General features: G+C 63.9%; 7 protein-coding genes. 6 read left to right on the top strand and 1 reads right to left on the bottom strand.

What is annotated here, in order from left to right; all coding sequences use genetic code 11:
• Positions 1 to 96 precede the first annotated feature (96 nt).
• The 3 genes from AC1DRP_RS21555 (at position 97) to AC1DRP_RS21565 (ending at position 2,678) form a co-directional block, all read left to right on the top strand.
• On the top strand, positions 97 to 600 hold the full coding sequence (locus AC1DRP_RS21555) for a response regulator (RefSeq protein WP_476769491.1): 504 nt from the start codon (positions 97 to 99) through the stop codon (positions 598 to 600).
• Positions 601 to 622: 22 nt separating this feature from the next.
• Complete coding sequence (gene cheB, locus AC1DRP_RS21560) at positions 623 to 1,642, top strand: chemotaxis response regulator protein-glutamate methylesterase (RefSeq protein ID WP_441507879.1); 1,020 nt, start codon at positions 623 to 625, stop codon at positions 1,640 to 1,642.
• A 70-nt stretch (positions 1,643 to 1,712) separates the two neighbouring features.
• Complete coding sequence (locus AC1DRP_RS21565) at positions 1,713 to 2,678, top strand: diguanylate cyclase (RefSeq protein WP_441507878.1); 966 nt, start codon at positions 1,713 to 1,715, stop codon at positions 2,676 to 2,678.
• 54 nt (positions 2,679 to 2,732) lie between these two features.
• Here the strand turns inward: AC1DRP_RS21565 and ppc are convergent, their stop codons facing one another.
• Positions 2,733 to 5,564 carry a phosphoenolpyruvate carboxylase gene (gene ppc / locus AC1DRP_RS21570; protein WP_476769492.1) on the bottom strand — a complete coding sequence of 944 codons (2,832 nt, stop codon included), beginning with the start codon at positions 5,562 to 5,564 and terminating at the stop codon, positions 2,733 to 2,735.
• A gap of 593 nt (positions 5,565 to 6,157) precedes the next feature.
• Here ppc and AC1DRP_RS21575 point away from each other — a divergent pair.
• From AC1DRP_RS21575 to AC1DRP_RS21585, 3 genes are all read left to right on the top strand, one after another.
• Complete coding sequence (locus AC1DRP_RS21575) at positions 6,158 to 8,563, top strand: multicopper oxidase domain-containing protein (RefSeq protein WP_441493038.1); 2,406 nt, start codon at positions 6,158 to 6,160, stop codon at positions 8,561 to 8,563.
• An 814-nt stretch (positions 8,564 to 9,377) separates the two neighbouring features.
• On the top strand, positions 9,378 to 18,455 hold the full coding sequence (locus AC1DRP_RS21580) for a peroxidase family protein (protein ID WP_476769493.1): 9,078 nt from the start codon (positions 9,378 to 9,380) through the stop codon (positions 18,453 to 18,455).
• 60 nt (positions 18,456 to 18,515) lie between these two features.
• The coding region (locus AC1DRP_RS21585; RefSeq protein ID WP_476769494.1) for a peroxidase family protein at positions 18,516 to 21,356 on the top strand (2,841 nt) is incomplete at its 3' end.

Raw genomic sequence — 21,356 nt, forward strand, 5'->3', positions numbered from 1 at the left:
GGACATCAGCGCTGCGGCCCTGATGGAGGATGGTTCACCCGTCCTGATCCTCGACGTCGATGATCTGATCCGCTGGACATCAGCGCTGCGGCCCTGATGGAGGATGGTTCACCCGTCCTGATCCTCGACGTCGATGATCTGATCCGCTCGATGGAGAAGCTCGCCTCGACCGGCAGGCTCAAGACCCTGGAGCGCGTCGTTGCCAGCGTTGGCCAGAAGCGGCGCAAGCGCGTCCTGGTCGTCGACGATTCACTCACCGTGCGCGAACTGGAGCGCAAGCTGCTCGATCATCACGGCTACGAGGTTGAGGTCGCGGTCGACGGCATCGATGGCTGGAACGCCGTCCGATCCGAGCCGTTCGATCTCGTGGTCACCGATATCGACATGCCCCGTATGGACGGCATCGAGCTCGTGACACTGATCAAGAAGGATAGCGGGCTTCGGAACCTGCCGGTCATGATCGTGTCATACAAGGACCGGGAAGAAGACCGCCGCCGCGGGCTCGATGCCGGTGCGGACTATTATTTGACCAAGGGCAGTTTCCACGACGAGACTTTGATCCATGCCGTCGCCGACCTGATCGGTGAAGCATGGGGCTGAGCGGCAGCACGGAGAGAGGTTCATGAGGATCGGCCTCGTCAATGATCTGCCGATGGCGGTCGAGCTGCTTCGGCGCATCGTCGTTTCGACAACCGAGCATGCAGTCGCCTGGATCGCGGTGAACGGGCGCGAAGCGGTGGAGGCGTGCCGACGCGACAGGCCGGATCTGATCCTGATGGATCTGAACATGCCCGAGATGGATGGCGTCGCGGCCACCCAGCGGATCATGGCAGAGACGCCCTGTCCCATTCTGCTGGTGACCGCGAGCGTCGATGCCAATGTCTCGGGCGTCTATGACGCCATGGGCCATGGCGCGCTGGACGCGGTCGACATTCCCAGCGTGGGGGCCGACGGCAATGCCCAAGCTCAATCGGCGGCGCTGCTGGCCAGGATCGCGATGATCGGCCGGCTCTCGCGTGATGTCGCGCCCGTCGTCCGGACGACGGCGCCGGCCCGCACCGCTGCACCGTCGGCGCAGCAGTTGATCGCGATCGGTGCGTCGGCGGGGGGCCCCGCTGCCGTGGCCACACTCCTGGCCGGACTGCCGGGCGGCTTTCGCGCTGCTCTCATTCTCGTCCAGCATCTCGATGCCCAATTCGTGCCGGGCTTCGCCAGCTGGCTGGGCCAGCACACCGCTCTTTCCGTGCGCCCCGCCATCGAAGGCGACAGGCCCGAACCGGGGACCGTGCTGATCGCGGCAAGTGGCGATCACCTGGTCTTCAAATCGGGCCATGACCTCGGCTATAGGTCCGAACCGCGCGACTACGTCTACCGGCCATCGGTCGATGTGTTCTTCGAGAGTGTTGCGCAATGGTGGCAGGGAGATCTGGTGGGCGTGTTGCTGACCGGCATGGGCAGGGACGGCGCCCGCGGGTTGAAGCTCCTGCGCGACAGGAAATACTTGACCCTGGCACAGGACAGGGCGACGAGCGCCGTTTACGGAATGCCCAAGGCGGCCGCTGCGATCGATGCAGCTTCCGAAATTCTACCACTTGCCGCGATTGCGCCACGCCTTGTCGAGGCATGCCGTCAGTCGTTCTGAAGAGGTTGTCTTGATGACAGGCGAACCGACCCTCACCATGTCTTCCGTGCCCCCGCCGGCGGACAGTTACATGTCCATGATCCTGCTCGTCGATGACCAGGTCATGGTCTGCGAAGCCGTGCGGCGGGCGCTGGCCAACCAGCCCGATCTCGATTTCCACTACTGCACCGACCCCTTGGCGGCGATCAAGGTGGCCGAACAGGTGAAGCCGACCGTGATCCTGCAGGATCTCGTCATGCCGGGCGTCGACGGGCTGGACCTGGTGCGGCAGTATCGCAAGCACCCGTCGATCCACAATGTTCCCGTCATCGTTCTCTCGACCAAGGAAGATCCCGCCACTAAGAGCGAGGCCTTCCAGGCGGGCGCGAACGACTATCTCGTCAAGCTCCCCGACAAGCTCGAACTGATCGCTCGGGTGCGCTACCACACCCGCGCCTATCTCGATCATGTCCAGCGTGACGAGGCCTATCGGGCGCTGCGCGAAAGCCAGCGCGAGCTGATGCGGGTCAATCTCGAGCTCGAGCGCCTGACGCGGATCGACGGGCTGACCGGACTCGGGAACCGCCGCTATTTCGACGAGTATCTTGCGGCGGAGTGGAGACGCTGCCTGCGCACGCAGCATCCGCTGTCTGTCCTGATGATCGATGTCGATCACTTCAAGCGCTACAATGATGCGTATGGCCATCTCGCCGGCGATGAAGTGCTGAAACAGGTCGCCAACGTGATCCAGGGCGGCTGCACCCGTTCGACCGATCTGGCGGCGCGCTTCGGCGGCGAGGAGTTCGTCGTCATTCTGACGGATGTGCCGCAGGAAGGCGCGAGATACGTGGCGGAACGGCTGGTTCAGGGCGTACGGGATCTGAACATCGCGCACGGCACGGGCCGGGTCACGATCAGTGTGGGCATGGCAACGACGATGCCTCACGAAGGCGGAGAGCCGGCGAAACTGGTCAATGCCGCCGATCTCGCGCTCTTCCGCGCCAAGAACGAGGGGCGCGATCGTTCGGTCTCGTCGGAAATCTCCGCGGTGCCGTAGCGTCGTCGCCCCGGCACCTTCCGGGGCCGACACTGTCGGACTGACGCGCGCTGCTCACCCGGTATTGCGCAGCCCGGCAGCGATGCCGTTGATCGAGATCAGGATGCCGCGGCGGGCCTTCTCGTCGATCTGGCCGGAGCGCCAACGGCGCAGGAGCTCGACCTGGAGATGGTTGAGCGGGGCGATATAGGGGAAGCGGTGGATGATGGACAGCGCCAGGGCCGGGTTATCGGCCAGGCGCTGGGTTTCGCCGGTAATGGTCGTGATCGCCTGAACCGTCCGGGTCCATTCTGCTTCGATCTCGGTGAAGATGCGCTGGGCAAGCTCGCGATCCGGAACGAGATCGCAGTAGCGCCGGGCAATGCCGAGATCGGCCTTGGCCAGGACCATGTCCATATTGGACAGAAGTGTGCGGAAGAATGGCCACTGCGCGCTCATGCGCTGCAGCAGCGCGATGCGCTCGGCCGGCGCGGCGGCGATGAAGCCCTCGACCGCGGAGCCGAATCCGAACCAGCCGGGCAGGGCCAAGCGACTCTGGCCCCATGAGAAACCCCAGGGGATCGCGCGCAAATCCTCGATCGAGCGCGTCGCCTTTCGCGACGCCGGGCGCGAACCGATATTCAGCTCCGCGATCTCGGTGATCGGCGTGGCTGAATAGAAGTAGTCGGTGAAGCCGGCCGTTCCATAGACCAGCGCCCGATAGGCGGCCATGCTGCGCACGGAGAGTTCGGCTGCGGTGTCGAGAAATTCGGGCGCCGCCTCGTTGTGCGGCTGCAGCAGGGTGGCCTCCAGCGTCGCTGCCAGCAGGGTTTCCAGATTGCGCCGTCCGATCTCCGGGTTGGCATATTTGGCATTGATCACTTCGCCCTGCTCGGTCAGGCGGATCTGCCCCTTCACGGTGCCGGAAGGCTGGGCGAGGATGGCCTGATAGCTCGGCCCGCCACCACGCCCGACAGTGCCGCCGCGGCCATGGAACAGCCGCAGTGTCAGCCCCGGCTTGGTCTCGTAGAAGCGGACCAGCGCCGTCGACGCGCGATAGAGTTCCCAGTTGGAGGTGAAGTAGCCGCCATCCTTGTTGCTGTCGGAGTAGCCGAGCATGATGTCCTGCTCGCCGCCGGAATTGCGGATCAGCGCCTCGATGCCGGGCTGGTCGTAGAAGCCTCGCATGATCGGCTCGRCCGCGCGCAGATCGCCGATGGTCTCGAACAGCGGCACCACGATCAACTCGACACGGGGCTGCGTCGCCTCGCCGGGCGCAAGCGTGCCCGCCATCAGGCCGCATTCCTTCTGCAGCAGCACCACCTCCAGCAGATCGCTGACCGTTTCGGTGTGGCTGATGATGTAGTGGCGGATGGCATCGGTGCCGAAATCGGCGCGGACCTGTTTTGCCGCCTCGAAGATCGCAAGCTCTCCCTCGGTCTGCGGGGTGTAGGCGGCGTTGCGCACGCGAAGCGGGCGCGGATCGGCCAGCAGGGAGAGCAGCAAGGCGCGCTTGGCGTCTTCCGTGAGAGAGCCATAGCGTGGCTCGACGCGGGCCGTGGCCAGGAGTTCGGCAATGACCGCCTCGTGCTTGTCCGAGCTCTGGCGCAAATCGATGCTCGCCAGATGGAAGCCGAAAACCTCCGCCGCGCGCAGCAGGGGTGAGAGCMGCGCTCCCAGGAGCAGGCTAYCATGGCGGGATCGCAGGCTGTCGGCAACGATGCGCAGCTCGGCCACGAATTCCGCGGGCGCTGAATAGGGCGCGCTCGGCGCCACCGCATGACGGAGCGCCTCGGTGCCGGTCAGCTTGCGCAGGGTCGCAGCCAGCCGGGCGTAGATGCCGATCAGGGCGCGGCGATAGGGTTCGTCGGCGCGGTGGGGATTGTCGTCACCCGAGCGATCGGCAAGGTCCCGCAGCGCCTGCGTGCTGCCGACCAGCGTGTTTGAAACCGGCAGTTCGGCACCGAGCTCATGAACCTCGGTCAGGTAATGACGCAACGCCGTCTCTGCCTGGAGGCGAACCGCCATCAGCAGGGTTTCGGCGGTGACATTGGGATTGCCGTCGCGATCGCCCCCGATCCAGCTTCCCATCCGGAAGAAGCTCGGCACGCGGGCGCCGAGCAGCTCCTCGAGTTCGGCATAGAGGCGCGGGATCTCGTGCAGGAACGTCGCGCGATAATAGCTCAGCACGTTCTCGATTTCGTCGCGCACGGCGAGCTTGGAGTAACGCAACAGCCGCGTCTGCCAGAGCTGGGCGATGCTGGCCCGCAGCGCCGTCTCGTTGCGGGTACGGGCGCGCGCGCCGCGCAGGGTGGGCCGGGCGGCGAGCAGCTCGGCAATGGTGCGCTCGGCATCGAGAATGCTCTTGCGTTGAACCTCGGTCGGATGCGCGGTGAGCACGGGCGACACCAGGCTGCGCGAGAGGGCGCGCTCGATCGCCGGCGCCCTGACGCCTGCCTGCGCGAACAGGTCGAAACTATGCGCCAGGCTGCCCTCGGGATGGGCGTCAACGGCCTCCAGATCGGCCTGTCGGCGGAGTTGGTGGCAATCCTCTGCGAGATTGGCGAGATGCGAAAAATAGGTGAAGGCGCGAATGACCGAAACGGTCTCCTTCGGGCTCAATCGCGCCAGCAGCGTATCGAGATCGCGACCGGCCTCGACATCGGCCTTGCGCTGGAAGGTGACGGAGAGCCGCCTGATCGCTTCGATCAGCTCGAAGGTCTGCTCGCCCTCCTGCTGCCGCACGGTGTCGCCGAGGATCTGTCCGAGCAGCCGGATATCCTCGAACAGGGGCTGGGCGTCGGCGGGGCCGGCGATTGGATTTGGCCGCGGATCGATGGCGGTGACAGGCACGGGCGCCTCGCGAGGAAAAGGGTCGACAGGTGGCGTTCCCGGCCAAGGCAGCATGACTCATGCTGCCTTGCCAAGCTTTCATTGTGCAGTGCAACGCGTGCGGCGGACGCAAGGCCGGTGATCGCGCAGCCAGTTTCGCCGAAAGTCGATTCGTCTGATTGCTTTGCCTGAAACAGAGGCAACCCAGCGCTGGTTCCACGCGGCCGCCGGCGCGCTGACGTCGGGACCAGCGGATGATGCCTGGGCGATGAATACTCTGCGCATTGCAGAAGTACCGTAGGGGCGGGTCGATGTTGGCTTGCATGTAATCTATTGGTTGATTGTTTCGCCAGTGATGTATGTATATTTTCGTATAAATTTTAAGATATTTATGTTTAAATGTAATTTATAGGTAACTTGTGGTGGTAATTACCGAGCCGAAATTCCCGCTCTCGACCGTTGTGATTGAGTGACAGTTCGGGTTGGTTCATTTTGATCGATAGGCGTATCTCAGTGAATTGATGTGATGCGACGCAAGAAGGCGCCAAGAACTAGGGACTTTGGTTGCATACTTGGTCAGACCTTTTCCGCTTACTGAACCGCGTCTGGCCGAACTAAAGGTTAGCATCGAGGCGCGCCTTGGTTCAGTCCGGAAAAGGGGAAGAGGTATGTATCTCTCGCGCGAGACCACTGGCATCCGGTTGAAGGAAGCTGAGAGGGCTCTGGAGAACCGGCTCGATATCGTGAAGGCCCTTTCGGTGGGGCAGATCACCAAACGTGACCTGTTGCGGTGGGGATACTTTACCGCCGGCGGATTGTTGGTCGCGAAAAATGGGCTCAGCCCCTTCGCCAAGAGCGCATATGCCCAGGTGCCGACCGGTGCCCCGCGCAGCCCGAACTTCGGCGCTGTCAAATTCCATGACCCGATGCCGCGGCCAGACGTCCAGAAGCCGGTTCCGCTTCAGCGCCTGTCGAATGGCGATGCGGCCTGGCAGTTTGCTGGGGGAGGCCAGGAACTGCCGGCGAAGAACTTTTCCTACCATACCGATTTCAGCAACTCCGGCGGTGCGGCCTATCGCAACCCGGTCACCTGGGTTGGACCGATGGAAGGGCGCCCGCCCGGCGAGTTCTTCGCGCATCAGCGCTGGGAGGAACTCTATCCGAAAAAGGGCTACCTATTGTCCCTCGGGCAGATTGGCACGGGCAGCCGCTATTGCGGGGAAATGCCCGAGCAGGACGCGACTGCGATGTGGACCTTCGGTCCGCGCCAGCCCGGACAGGCGGGGAGCAAGGACGGCCTGCGCACGGGCCTCGGCCGTCCGATCCTAATCAAGGCACGTTATGGCGAACCGGTTCTGAGCCGGATCTACAATGATCTCCCGGTCGACCGGACCAAGAACGGCGGCTTCGGACGGAACGAGATCTCGATCCATTTCCACAACGCCCATAACGGCGCCGAAAGCGATGGTGCCTGCAACGCCTATCATTTCCCCGGAACCTTCTATGATTATCACTGGGGCATGGCGATGGCCCGGCGCGACATGCCGAGCCTGTGGCCGACGGGCGATCGCGACTATTCGCGCAAATGCTCGGGGCCCGACGATGACGAAGGCTATGTCCCGGTCGCCGGCGACTACCGGGAGATCCAGGGCAGCCTCTGGTTCCACGATCACCGCTTCTTCTTCACCGCCGAGAATGTGCACAAGGGCATCTTCGCGCTCTGCAACATCTATAGCGGGCCCGACAGGGGGCGCGAGGATCTCAATGACGGCATCAACCTGCGGCTGCCGAGCGGCTCGCAGCTGAAATGGGGTAATCTCGATTTCGACGTGAATCTCGCGATCTCGAATCCCGCCTTCGATGCCAGGGGCCAGTGCCGCTTCGATATCTTCGATACCGATGGTTTCCTCGGCGACATGCTCTGCGTCAACGGTGCCTATTATCCCTATTTCGAGGTGCTGCCGCGACGCTACCGCTTCCGCATCCTGAACGCCGCCATGGCCCGCTTCGTCAAGCTTGCGCTTGCGGTCAACAAGAGCAGGCGCTTTTCCCAGGGCACGAAGGTGCCCTTCTATTTCATCGCCAATGACGGCAACCTGGTGGTCAATCCGATTCTGCTGACCGAGACCGACGAGATGGGCGTGGCAGAGCGCTACGATATCGTCGTCGATTTCTCCGCCTTTGCGCCGGGCGACAGCGTCTACATCATGAACCTGCTGGAACAGACCGACGGGCGAAAGCCCAAGGGCGCCGTCTCGATCGAGAAGGCGTTCAAGGGACGGGACGATGACCCGTGCGTCGGCCCCATCCTTGAGTTCAGGGTCGTGAGCCAGGTCCAGAGCGTCGACAATCCCGGCAAGGTCTACAATGCCAGCAACCCGCTCGATGCCGATCGCAGTGCCAATTTCGCCGATCCCGACTGGAAATCAGGGGTCAAGACGCTGACCACGCAGATCCCGATCGTGGCCCCGGTGCGTGAGCGGGTGATCGAGTTCGGCAGGTCGGGAGAGGGGGATTCACGCGCTACGGCGGACGGGCAGTGCATACCCGAATGCGGAGACATCAAGTCCTTCCCCTGGACGATCAAGATCAACGGCGAGAAGGCGCATTCGCTCAACGCCAACCGCATCTCCCTGCTGATGCCCAAGCCGGGCGAGGTGGAGCATTGGACCCTGATCAATGGCGGGGGCGGCTGGGACCATCCCATCCACCTCCACTTCGAGGAGGGCGTCACCATGGACCGGGGCAGCGCGCCCATTCCCGCAACGGAGCGGCTCGTCCGCAAGGATGTCTGGCGCTTGCGGCCGTCCGGGAGGGTGAGGTTCCAGGTGCGGTTCGGGGAGTTCGGTGGCGCCTATGTCAGCCATTGCCACAACACCACCCATGAGGATTTCGCGATGCTGCTGCGCTACCAGCTGCAGACACCGCCCCCCGGCGACCCGGACTACAAGGGGCAACCACAGTACCAGGTGACGATGACGCCGATCCCGACACCGAACGGTGTCGTCTGGAAACAGCCCGAGGTTCTGCCCGAGGGCGACCCGAACAAACTTAGGGTCGCAACGCGCAGCTGACGCTGTGCAGCTTTCGACGCCGGGCAGGCTCAGCTCTGCCCGGCGTCGTGCATGAGGGGCAGGCGGCATTGGTCTGATCCGGAATGGCCGATTCGCGACCGCACAGCCGGGCTCGCGGCCTTGCCAGGCGTGGCCGGCGCGACGGCTCATAGCTCCTGGGCCGTTCACGCACCCTGCTCGCTCCATACCGATCAGCACCAAGCTCGCCCTGGAGCCGTGGCACGGGAGCGCAAATCCCGAAAACCCCTGCTATCCCGACCATTCCTTGTGCGGGGGGCGCGGCATGCGCGGCGGCGCCTACCCCCCATCCCGCGCACGAACGAGGCTATGGGTTAGCCATCGCTGGCGACTCGCCCCGTAAGCCCTTCATCCCGGTCTGCAATCACCGCTGACCACCTCGCAGCTGTTGGATGAGGGGGCATGGACCCCCTCTATAGGCGGGCGGCGAGGGCAAGAGGCCGCGTCCCGGAATGGCTTCGGGGGAACCGGTCCGGCAGGTCGGCATCGCCGAGGCAGCAGGAGCTAGGGACCTTGGTCGGTAGTGTAGGGAATTAGGTCTGGAAGAACGACCAGACCAAACTCCGTCGCGCGCCCCAGACGCTGGTCGGGAAATAACGTCCGACATAGTCCTCTAACGACCAGTAGTGCCGACAGGCATCATGCTGTCACTGCGATAGGCCCATGACGGGCTGAAGCGCTGTCCGATCAAGTTCTGGCAAACGATGCAACCAGCGTCGTGCCTCTTTGGCGCGAGCGGCGGAGCATTGTCCCAGGCAAGGCCAACACGGGGTCCTGGACACCCCAGGAGGGCGTCATGGTACAGTACATTCGCTCCGATCTTGAATTCATCCTCGAGCAGATCAGGATTGCGGAGCGGAATGCTCAGGGCGAGAGCCTTACTGACATCCTGCCCAGCGTCCAGGTGCCCTTCGGTCTGCGGACCGTCGATGGTACATTCAACAACCTGGCCCACCCGGAATTCGGGGCCGCGGACCTGGCGTTTGCGCGCCTGACTGACCCGTCCTTCCAGGCGGCCGAGGCCGGCACCAATTATGGTGTTCCAGGCGGGGTCGTGGACTCCGAGCCGCGCACGATCAGCAACCTGATCGTCGACCAGACCAACAACAATCCGGCGGCCGTTGCGGCTGCTGCGCAGAACCCGGGATCGAGCACCGTCATCAGCCCCGGGCTGGACGGGATTTTCGGCACGGCGGACGACAAGCCGGTCAACTTCATCCCGAATGTCTCCCCGGATGTCGGCCTTTCCGCGCCGTTCAACGCCTGGATGACCTTCTTCGGCCAGTTCTTCGACCACGGTCTCGATCTCGTCACCAAGAGTTCAAGCCAGACCGAAGTCGTCTTCATTCCGCTGAAGCCCGATGACCCGCTGTTCAGCACGGCTCCCGGCGCTTTGAACTTCATGGTTCTGAGCCGCGCTGCAGGTGGCCAGGCTGCCACGAACACGACCTCGCCCTTCGTCGACCAGAGCCAGACCTACTCCTCGAATCCCTCGCACCAGGTCTTCCTGCGTGCCTATGAGCTGGACGCCAACGGCGATCCGGTGGCGACCGGCGAACTGATCACCAACCGCAATCTCGGCGCTGACGGCAGGTTCGGCACCGCCGACGATGTCGAGATCGGCGGCATGGCGACCTGGGCTGTGGTCAAGGCCCAGGCCCGCGACATTCTCGGCATCAATCTCACCGATGCCGATGTCGGCAATGTGCCGGTCCTGGCCGTGGACGCCTACGGCAACTTCATCAAGGGGCCGGGCGGCATGCCGATGGTCATGATGACCGACGGCAGCTTCACCGAGGGCAACCGGGCGGAGCCGATCAGCCTGGCGGGCGCAGCCCACACCGGCCATGCCTTCCTGAACGACATCGCGCATAATGCCGATCCGGCGGGCAAGACCGCGGATACCGACACCATCGTCAGCACCGGCCCGCTGGCGGCTGGCCAATACGATAACGAACTCCTCGACGCGCATTACATCGCCGGCGACGGTCGCGTGAACGAGAATATCGGTCTCACCGCCGTGCACGCCGTGTTCCATTCCGAGCATAATCGCCTGGTCCAGCAGACCAAGGACGTGGCGCTGGCGACCGGCGATCTCGCCTTCCTCAACCAGTGGCTCGATACGCCGGCCACGACCTTCCCGCTGACGCAGGCCCAGATCGACGCGCTCGACTGGAACGGCGAACGCCTGTTCCAGTCCGCCAAGTTCGGCACCGAGATGCAGTATCAGCATCTGGTGTTCGAGGAGTTTGCCCGCACGGTCCAGCCGCAGGTCGACGAATTCCTGGCGCCCAACGGCTACGACACCACGATCAACCCGGCGATCCTCGCGGAGTTCGCGCACACGGTCTATCGCTTCGGCCATTCGATGCTGACCGAGACGGTCGATCGCTTCGACCCGAATTTCAACACTGTCGGCGGCGATTCGCAGCTCGGCCTGATCGCGGCCTTCCTCAATCCGCTCGCCTATGCCGCAAGCGGCGTGACGCCGGAGCAGGCGACCGGCGCGATCGTGCGCGGCGTTACCCGCCAGGTCGGCAATGAGATCGACGAGTTCGTTACCGAGGCGCTGCGCAACAACCTGCTCGGCCTGCCGCTCGATCTGCCGGCGCTGAACATTGCGCGCGGTCGCGATACCGGCATCCCGTCGCTCAACAATGCGCGCTCCGAATTCTTCGCGATGACCGGCGACAGCCAGCTCAAGCCCTATACCAGCTGGACCGACTTTGCCGGGCATCTGAAGCACGCGGAGTCGCTGATCAACTTCATCGCGGCCTATGGCACGCATGGGTCGATCACCGGCGCGACGACGATGGCCGACAAGCGCGCGGCGGCGACGTTGATCGTGCTGGGCGGAGTCGGTGCGCCCGGAGATCGCCTCGATTTCCTGAACGCCACCGGCGCCTTTACCGGCGGCACGCTCGGCGGCCTCAACGATGTCGATTTCTGGATCGGCGGCCTTGCGGAAGAGAAGATGCCGTTTGGCGGCATGCTCGGCTCGACCTTCAACTTCGTCTTCGAAACCCAGCTTGAATCCCTGCAGAACGGCGACCGCTTCTACTATCTGTCGCGCACCGCCGGCATGAATTTCGGTACCGAACTCGAGAACAACTCCTTCGCCAAGCTGGTGATGCTGAACAGTGATGCGACGCATCTGCCGAACGCGATCTTCACCACCCCGACCTTCACGCTCGAAGTCGATCCGACCAAGCAGCACACAGGGCTGAACGAGGCTGGGCCTGATGGCATTCAGCTCGACGATCCCAATACCCTGGTCGACGAAAGCGCCGACAACGTCGTCGGAGCCGATGGCATTGCGGGCAATTCCGACCCGACCGGCGGCATCGAGATCAATGGCGTCGAAATTGTTCCTCTCGTCATCCGCAACAATCCGGCGACGCCCGGCGCGGACACCAACTACCTGCAGTACACCGGTGAGGACCATGTTGTCCTCGGCGGCACCGCGGGGAATGACGTCATCATCTCCGGCGATGGCGACGACACGCTCTATGGCGATGGCGGCAATGACCGGCTGGAAGGCGGCTACGGCAACGATACCATTCTGGGTGGCGCCGGCGACGACATTATCCAGGATCTGGGCGGCGATGACCGGCTCGAGGGCGGCGACGGCAACGACGTCATCCACGCCGGGAACATGATGGTCGGTGGCGTCGGGAACCTGATCCTGGGCGGCGCCGGCAAGGACTACATCGTCACGATGGAGGATATCTCGACCACCTTCGGTGGCCGCGGCGACGACTTCATCTACAGCTCCAAGACCAGCTTGCCGCCGACCGGAAACGAGGGCGATGACTGGATCGAGAAGGGCACGCAGGACGGCGCCCCTGGCGACAATTTCGCGCCCCTCCTGGCCGACGACATCATCGGTAACGACATCTTCGTCGGTGGCGGCGGCTTCGACGAGTTCATCGGCGAGGGCGGTGATGACATCTTCGTCGGCAGCGATGCCCAGGACAAGATGGACGGCATGTCCGGCTTCGACTGGGTCACCTATAAGAGCGACAATCAGGGCGTCACGGTCGACCTGACCTTGGCCGCGCTGGCCCAGCCGCATGGCGAGACGCCAAACACGAATGTGGGGGCAGTGCAGCCCGTCGGCGCCTCTCCGGCTTCGATCCTCGACCGCTTCGCCGAGGTCGAGGGCCTGTCCGGTTCGCGCTTTGCCGACATCCTGCGCGGCGACAATATCGACGCGGTCACGATCCTCAATCATGGCGGCGCCACGGGCGGCGCGCTGACCAATGTCGCGCTGATCGACGGGCTAGCGGCACTCCTCGGCCAGGCCGGTCTCTCGACCACCGGCTTCGCGACCGGCAACATCATGCTCGGCGGCGCCGGCAGCGACCTGCTCGAGGGGCGTGGCGGCGACGACCTGATCGATGGCGACCGCTGGCTGAACGTGCGCATCAGCGTGCGGGCCAACGCCGATGGAAGCGGTGGGGAGATCGCGACCTTCGACAGCATGGTCGCGCCACAACTGCTGCAGAACATGCTGAACGGGGTCTGGAACCCTGGTCAGCTGGTGGCGGTGCGCGAGCTCAAGGACGACGACAACGGCTTCGACACGGCCATTTTCTCCGGCAACAGGGCCGACTACACGGTCACCACGAACACGACGACTGGTATCACCACCGTTACCGACAATGTCGGCAGGGATGGCAGCGATACTCTCGTCAATGTCGAGCGACTGCAATTTGCGGATCAGAGCGTGACGCTTCCGAATGGCGTCGGCCTCAACCTCAACCCGAGCGGCACACTTGCTATTCTCGACGCGGCATCGAGCACGGCTGACAACACGCCGACCTCAGGTCAACTGCTGCGTGTCTCGATTGCCGGCGTGAGCGACGGCAATACAAGTGCCGCGGCCCCCAATGGCATCCTGCCCGGCTCGATCTCCTATCTCTGGCAGTTCGAGGCGGATCCCGGTTCGGGTATCTTCGAGGACATCATCCTGCTTCCGCTCGGGGATCTCGCCTTCCAAAGTGCCGACGGCACGACCTTCAGGGTCACGCCCGATCTCGCCGGTTCGGCCCTGCGGGTGAAGGCGATCTTCACCGACGGGCATGGCGTCACCGAGACGGTGTTCTCGGCTCCGACCCAGCCGGTCGTGGCCGGTCCCGTGGCGCCGCCGGTCGCGCCGACGCCGGTCGTCGATGCGACGGCGGGTGGCGAGGGCATCATGCTGGTGCGCTCTGACCTCAACTTCATCCTCGACCAGATCAAGATTGCTGAAGCGAATGCGGCCGGTACGCCGCTGACCTCGCTGCTGCCGAATGTGCGGGCGGCGCTTGGCCTGCGCACGGTCGATGGTTCCGGAAACAACCTGCTCAATCAGCAGCAGAGCGACACCTTCGGAGCCGCCGACAACGTCTTCCCACGCGTCACGACGCSGGTGTTCAATCCGGYGCAGTCGGGTACCTCCTACCAGCAGACGAACGGTCTGGTGATCGACTCGCAGCCGCGCACGATCAGCAATCTCATCGTCGACCAGACCGCGAACAATCCCGCTGCGATTGCGGCGGCCCTTCGCAACGCCGGCTCGGAAAACATCACGGCGGACACCGCGACCTTCCTGGCCGCGCTCCAGGCATTCAACGCTGTGAAAGCGGCTGCGGCGAGCGGAGTTGCCGCTCTGCAGACAGCGCTCGGTGCTTCACAGGCGGTCCTTGCAACCGCGGATGCCAATCTCGCCGCAGCGACGGCCGCTGCGAACACCGCCACCACGGCGGCCGCGTCCGCAGCAGGCGCGGTTACGGCTGCGCAACTGGGGGAATCGACCGCGCAGACGGCTTTGGCCTTGGCGGTCGCCGCGGTGCCGGCGGGTGAAGACCCTCTGGCTGATCCAGGCGTGCAGGCGGCTGTCATCGCGCTCGATAACGCCGTTCAGGTGCGGACGGATGCCGAAGCTGCGTTCGCAGAGGCGGACGCACTCGTTACCTCGACTCAGGCCGCTCTCGGCCCAGCCCAAACCGCCCAGACGCAGGCGGCGAACCACGTTGCGCTCGATCAGGCGGCCTTGAACGACGCGAATGCCCCCGTCGTCGCCGCCCAGGCGACCTTCGACGGCGTGGCCGACGACCTCGGCCTGACCATCGTTACCAGCCCGGGTCTCGACGGCCAGTTCGGCACGGCCGACGATAAGCAGGTCTTCGAAATCCCGAACATTGCTCCGGATGCCGGTCTGTCGGCGCCGTTCAACGCCTGGATGACCTTCTTCGGCCAGTTCTTCGACCATGGCCTCGATCTCGTGACCAATGGCGGTTCCGGCACGGTCTTCATCCCGCTTCAGCCGGACGATCCGCTCTACGTGCAGGGCAGCCCGACGAACTTCATGGTCCTGACCCGGGCGACCAACCTGCCTGGTCCGGACGGGATCCTCGGCAATGCCGACGACATCCACGAGCACACCAACACGACCTCGCCCTTCGTCGACCAGAACCAGACCTACTCCTCGCATCCCTCGCACCAGGTCTTCCTGCGAGCTTACCAACTCATGGATACCGATGGCGCTGGAGTGGGAGGAGCGCGGCCAGTTGCGACCGGTGAATTGATCACCAATCGTAATCTGGGCGCTGACGGCAAGTTCGGAACCGCTGACGATATCGAAATTGGCGGTATGGCGACCTGGAAGGTGGTGAAGGCGCAGGCGCGCGACATTCTCGGCATCAATCTCACCGACGCCGATATCGACAGCGGTCCGCTGCTGGCGACCGACGCCTATGGCAATTTCATCAAGGGCCCGAACGGCTTCCCGCAGGTCGTGATGAAGGGGCTGGACGGCATCGGCGGCACCGCTGACGACATCCTCGTCGAGGGCAATCCGCTTGCGCCGATCTCCCTGACCAATGCCGTGCGCACCGGCCACGCCTTCCTCAACGACATCGCCCACAACGCCGTGCCGGTATTCGCTGGTCTCGGTGCCGACGGGGTTGCCAACACGGCTGAGGACCTTGTTCCCGATGGCGATGTGTTGACGGGAAATCCCGTGCCGGTGAATCAGCAAGGTAACAACCTCGCTTACGACAACGAGCTGCTCGACGCGCATTACATCGCCGGCGACGGCCGCGTGAACGAGAATATCGGCCTCACCGCCGTCCACGCGATCTTCCACTCCGAGCATAACCGGCTGGTCGAGCAGACCAAGAATACGGTGCTGACTTCGGGCGATCTCGCCTTCCTCAAGGAATGGCTGATCCCCGGCACCGAGCCGGCGACATTCCCGGCCAATCAGGCGGCGATCGACGCCCTGCAATGGAATGGCGAGCGCCTGTTCCAGACGGCGAAATTCGGCACCGAGATGCAGTATCAGCATCTGGTCTTCGAAGAGTTCGCCCGAACGATCCAGCCGAATGTCGACCTCTTCTTTGCGCCGACCCAGGTCTATGACGTCGACCTGGATCCCTCGATCGTCGCGGAGTTCGCGCACACGGTCTATCGTTTCGGCCATTCGATGCTGACCGAGACGGTCGACCGCTTCACTGCGGATTTCGACGTCGTCTCGTCCGATCCCAGCAATCCCGACCAGCAGATGGGCCTGATCGCTGCCTTCCTGAACCCGCTCGCCTTCGCTGCCAGCGGAGCCAATCCGGAAGACGCAGTCAGCGCGATCGTCCGCGGCGTGACCCGCCAGGCCGGCAACGAAATCGACGAATTCGTCACCGAGGCGCTGCGCAACAACCTGCTCGGCCTGCCGCTCGACCTTCCCGCGATCAACCTCGCGCGCGGCCGGGACGTCGGTATTCCCTCGCTGAACGAAGTCCGCCGGCAAATCTATACGTCGACCGGCGAAGTCCAGCTCAAGCCCTACGCCAGCTGGGCGGATCTCGTTCAGAGCCTGAAGCACCCGGATTCGCTGATCAACTTCATCGCCGCCTACGGCACGCATTCGTCGATCACGGGCGCGGCCACACTTGTGGACAAGCGTGCGGCCGCCATGTCGCTGGTACTCGGTGGCGCCGGCGCACCTGCCGACCGTCTCGACTTCCTGAACGGTACGGGGGCCTGGGCCAGCGGCGCCAATGGTGTCACCATCACCGGCGTCGATGCCATCGATCTCTGGATCGGCGGTCTCGCCGAGGAGAAGATGCCCTTCGGCGGCATGCTGGGCTCGACCTTCAACTTCATCTTCGAGAACCAGCTCGAAAAGCTGCAGGATGGCGACCGCTTCTACTATCTCGAGCGCACGTCCGGCCTGAGCTTCAATGCGGAGCTCGAGAGCAACTCCTTCGCCAAGCTGATCATGGCGAATTCGTCGGCGACCCATCTCCCCGGCGTGGTCTTCACGACACCCGGTTTCACGCTCGAGGTCGATCCGACCAAGCAGCACACCGGGCTCGGCGCGACCGGCAACGACGACCCGACAAACGGCGATCCGTTGCTTCCGCTCGTCATTCGCGACAACCCGAATACGGCCGGGCCCGACAGCAACTATCTGCAGTATACCGGTGACGAGCATGTCGTTCTCGGCGGTACCGCCGGCAATGACATCCTGATTGCGAGCGAGGGCGACGACACGATCTGGGGCGATGGCGGAAATGACCGCATCGAGGGCGGCGACGGCAACGACCAGCTGCGCGGCGGCGCCGGCGACGACATCATCACGGACACCGGTGGTGACGACAACATCCAGGGTGGCGACGGCAACGACGTCCTCCATGGCGGCAACGGCGTCAACCTGATCATCGGCGGTTTCGGCAGCGATTTCATCGTCACTGGCGAGGACGCATCGGAGGCCATTGGCGGCCAGGGGAAYGACTTCATCCTCGGCAGCAAGGCCAATGAACAGGATATGGGCAACGAGGGCGACGACTGGATCGAGAAGGGCACCACCGACGGCGCGCCTGGTGACAATTTCGATCCGCTCGGCAATGACCCGGTCATCGGCAATGACGTCTTCATCGGCGACGGCGAGAACGACAAGTTCAACGGCGAAGGCGGCGACGACATCATGGCCGGCAAGACCGGCTTCGGCGATCGCTATATCGGCGGCTCCGGCTATGACTGGGCGATCTACAAGCCCAACACCACCGGCGTCTATATCGACATCTCCGACCGCTTCTTCGATCAGCCGCCCGTGCCCGGTGGGTCGACCTCGCTTAGCCGCTTCGACTTCGTCGAAGGCCTCTCCGGCTCGGATTTCGGCGATGTCCTCAATGGCGATGACTCCGATGCCACCACCCTGCCAACTGCAGGTGCGACCGGCAGCGTGATGACCAATATCGATCTGATCGACGGTCTGCGCGCTCTGCTTCCCAATAGCGCCGCAACCTTCTTCGATGGTGGTAACATCATCCTCGGCGGCAAGGGCAGCGACATCATCCAGGGCCGCGGCGGCGACGACATTATCGACGGCGACCGCTACTTGAACGTGCGCATCAGCGTTCGACATAATCTGGACGGTAGCGGCCCCGAGATCGCGACCTTCGACAGCATGGAGCCGATGGTTCCGTTGATGCTGAACGGCACCTATAATCCCGGCCAGCTCAGGATCGTTCGCGAGATCCTGAGCTCGAATACCACCGATTTCGATACGGCCAAGTTCTCGGGCCTGCGGGCGAGCTACACGATCACGCCCAACGCCGACGGCTCCGTGACCGTTACGGACAATGTTGGCACTGATGGGACGGATACGCTCCGGAACATCGAGCGGCTGCAGTTCGCGGATCAGTCGATCGTGCTCGGCGGCGCGAACAACCAGCCCGTGGGCCGGCCGGTCATCGTTGATAGCACAACCACCAACGTCGGCATTCAGGTCGGCGACGTCCTGACTGTGAGCCTGGCCGGCTTGAATCTGGCGGGGCTGACGGATGCCGACAATCCGGGCGGGCTCGTTCCAGCCGCACCCATTTCCTAATTCTGGCAGGTCGATGACGGCACCGGTTTCGCCGATATCGAGCTCTTCGGCGCCGGCGAGGTGGAGCGCGCGCATGGCCCGAGCTTCACGGTCACGGATGGCGAGAACGGGMTGCCGATCAGGCTGCGCATCGTCTACCAGGATGCCCATGGCGTGCTCGAGGAGGTGTTCTCRCTCCCGACCGCGACTGTCGGCACCAATATCCCGACGGATCCGGCCATCCTCGGAACGCGCGGCAATGACGTGCTCGTCGGCACTGCCGGGGCCGATATCATCAACGCTGATCGCGGTGACGACACCGTCACCGGTCTTGCAGGCAATGACACGATCGACGCAGGCCGCGGGGCCGATACGGTTGACGGCGGCGACGGCGACGACACCATCCTCGGCGATCGCGACAACGACATCCTCAATGGCGGAGCCGGAAACGACACGATCGATGGTGGCCGCGGTGACGACACCATCAATGGCGGCCTGGGCAATGACACGATCCTTGGCGATCGCGGCGATGATCGGATCATCGTCGGTTCGACCGAAGGGCGTGACATCATCGACGGCGGCCGTGACACCGACACCGTTCGGATCGTGGGGAATGCGACTGCTGAGGTTTTCCAGATCTATGCGGCAGCCAATGCGCCGGCCGCGTTCAATCTCAACCCGGCAACGGAGATCGCCATCGTCCGCAATGGCGTGGTGATCGCGGAGCTGGCAAACATCGAGGAAATCCAGATCACCGGTGGTGGCGGCGGCGATACCTTCCAGGTCCTCGGCAATTTCGCGGCGACCACCTTGTTCACCAACACCATCACGATCGATGGTTCGACGGGCGACGACACCGTCAATATCTCGGCGCTAACCTCGGCACATCGCATCGTCTTCAAGTCGATGGGCGGYCATGACACGATCATCGGGACCTTGCGGCCTCAGGATGTCATCGAACTGGCGCCCGGTTCGACGCTCGCCAACTACACGAGCACGAACAACGGCAACGGCACGACGACCCTGACGAATGGCGGCCATACCATCACCTTCGCGACCCTGCCGGGCGGCGCGTCGCCGACCTTCGCGAATTCCGGCGGCAGCGGTGGAAACGGCGGTGGCGGAAATGGGGGCGGCACGGGAGGCGGAGATGGTGGAGGCGACGGCGTCACCGGCGCGTTCGAACTCACCGCCGGCGACCTTTCGGGGCTGAAGCACCTGGTCAACGGCCAGGACGTTCCTGGCGATGACGACACGGTGCCCGGCGTGCGTGATCTCAGCGGCCACGGCAACAATGTCGCCCATCCCGATTACGGCGCGGCGGACGAGCACTTCATCCGGCTGACCGAAGCCCGCTATGGCGAATACGACGCGGCGACCGGCAACAACCAGATCAACCCGATCTTCGAGGGGCTGGATCCGCGCAATATCAGCAACATCCTGGGTGTGCAGGAAGCCGACCTGCCGAAGAACAGCAACGACGCCAATATCTTCTTCATGGCCTTCGGCCAGTATTTCGACCATGGCCTCGACTTCCTGCCGAAGGGTGGCAACGGCACGATCCAGATCGGAGCTCCCGGGAACGGTGCGCCCGGATCAGGCAACCCGGCCGATCTCACCCGGGGCACGGTCGACGAAATCGTCGATGGCGTTCCCCAGCATATCAACCGGACCTCGCCCTTCGCGGACCAGAACCAGGCCTATGGCTCGAACGGGCTCGTCGGCCAGTTCCTCCGGGAAGGCGACGGCGATGGCGGTCTCGGCTCGATGCTSCTGGCGGGAGGGCCGGATCCGTCTGACCCGAACTTCCGGTTGCTGCCGACGCTGCGCGAGCTGATCCTCGAGCATTGGGAGAACAACACCGTCTTCACCGGCCTGCCGGGCGGCCCGGTCGCCTTCCAGACCTATTTCGCGGGGCTGGTCAACGGCGGGGTGATCAACACCACGATGGCGGCGACCATGGCGTCCAATTTCATGGGCACCGGACATGCGCTGCTGCTCGATGCCAATCCGTTCATCAGCGTGCTCGACCACTATATTGCTGGCGACGGCCGGGCGAACGAGAACTTCTCCCTGACCGCGATGCACACGATCTGGGCGCGCAACCACAACTTCCACGTCGAGAATCTGGTGGAGGCCGGCTTCCAGGGCACACAGGAGGAGCTCTTCCAGGCGGCCAAGATCATCAACGAGGCCGAATACCAGCGCGTCGTCTTCGACGAGTTCGCCGATCATCTCATCGGCGGCATCAAGGGCGATGGCGACCACGGCCATGGCGACTACAATCCAGATGCGACGGCCGCCATCTCGCATGAGTTCGCGGCGGCCGTGTACCGGGTSGGTCACTCCCTGATCGGCCAGACCATGACCGTGCTCGATGCCGACGGTCAGCCGAAGCAGGTGGCGCTGTTCGACGCCTTCCTGAAYCCGACGAACGACGCCGGCGCCTTCACYGCTCCCTTGCCCCCCGGCTACGTCCCGCAGCCCGGCTATGAGCAGCTCGGCGTGGGATCGATCCTGGGCGGCATCATCAGGCAGCCGGCGGAGGAGGTTGACTTCAACATCGTCGACGCRGTGCGCAACGATCTGGTGCGGATCAATGCCGACCTSTTCGCCTTCAATGTGGCMCGCGGCTGGGATGTCGGGCTGGGAACGTTGAACCAGGTGCGTTCGGATCTTGCCGCTTCGCAGGATCCCTATGTCTCCGAGGCCGTCGGATATGCCGGAAACCTCTCACCCTATACCTCTTGGGAGGACTTCCAGCAGCGCAACAATCTGAGCGATGCAGTGATCGCCCAGTTCAAGCAGGCCTATCCCGACCTCGTCCTGGACGCCAATGAGATAGCTGCCTTCCAGGCGATCAACTCGAATATCAGCGTGGCCATCCAGGCCGACGGCACCGGCATCGTGAAGGGGATCGAC

It is taken from the genome of Allobosea sp. 01N443, assembly GCF_056399325.1.

Coding starts and splice junctions, on each gene's coding strand:
- AC1DRP_RS21555 (WP_476769491.1), top strand. CDS start 97: ATGGAGGATGGTTCACCCGTCCTGATCCTCGACGTCGATGATCTGATC.
- cheB (WP_441507879.1), top strand. CDS start 623: ATGAGGATCGGCCTCGTCAATGATCTGCCGATGGCGGTCGAGCTGCTT.
- AC1DRP_RS21565 (WP_441507878.1), top strand. CDS start 1,713: ATGTCCATGATCCTGCTCGTCGATGACCAGGTCATGGTCTGCGAAGCC.
- AC1DRP_RS21575 (WP_441493038.1), top strand. CDS start 6,158: ATGTATCTCTCGCGCGAGACCACTGGCATCCGGTTGAAGGAAGCTGAG.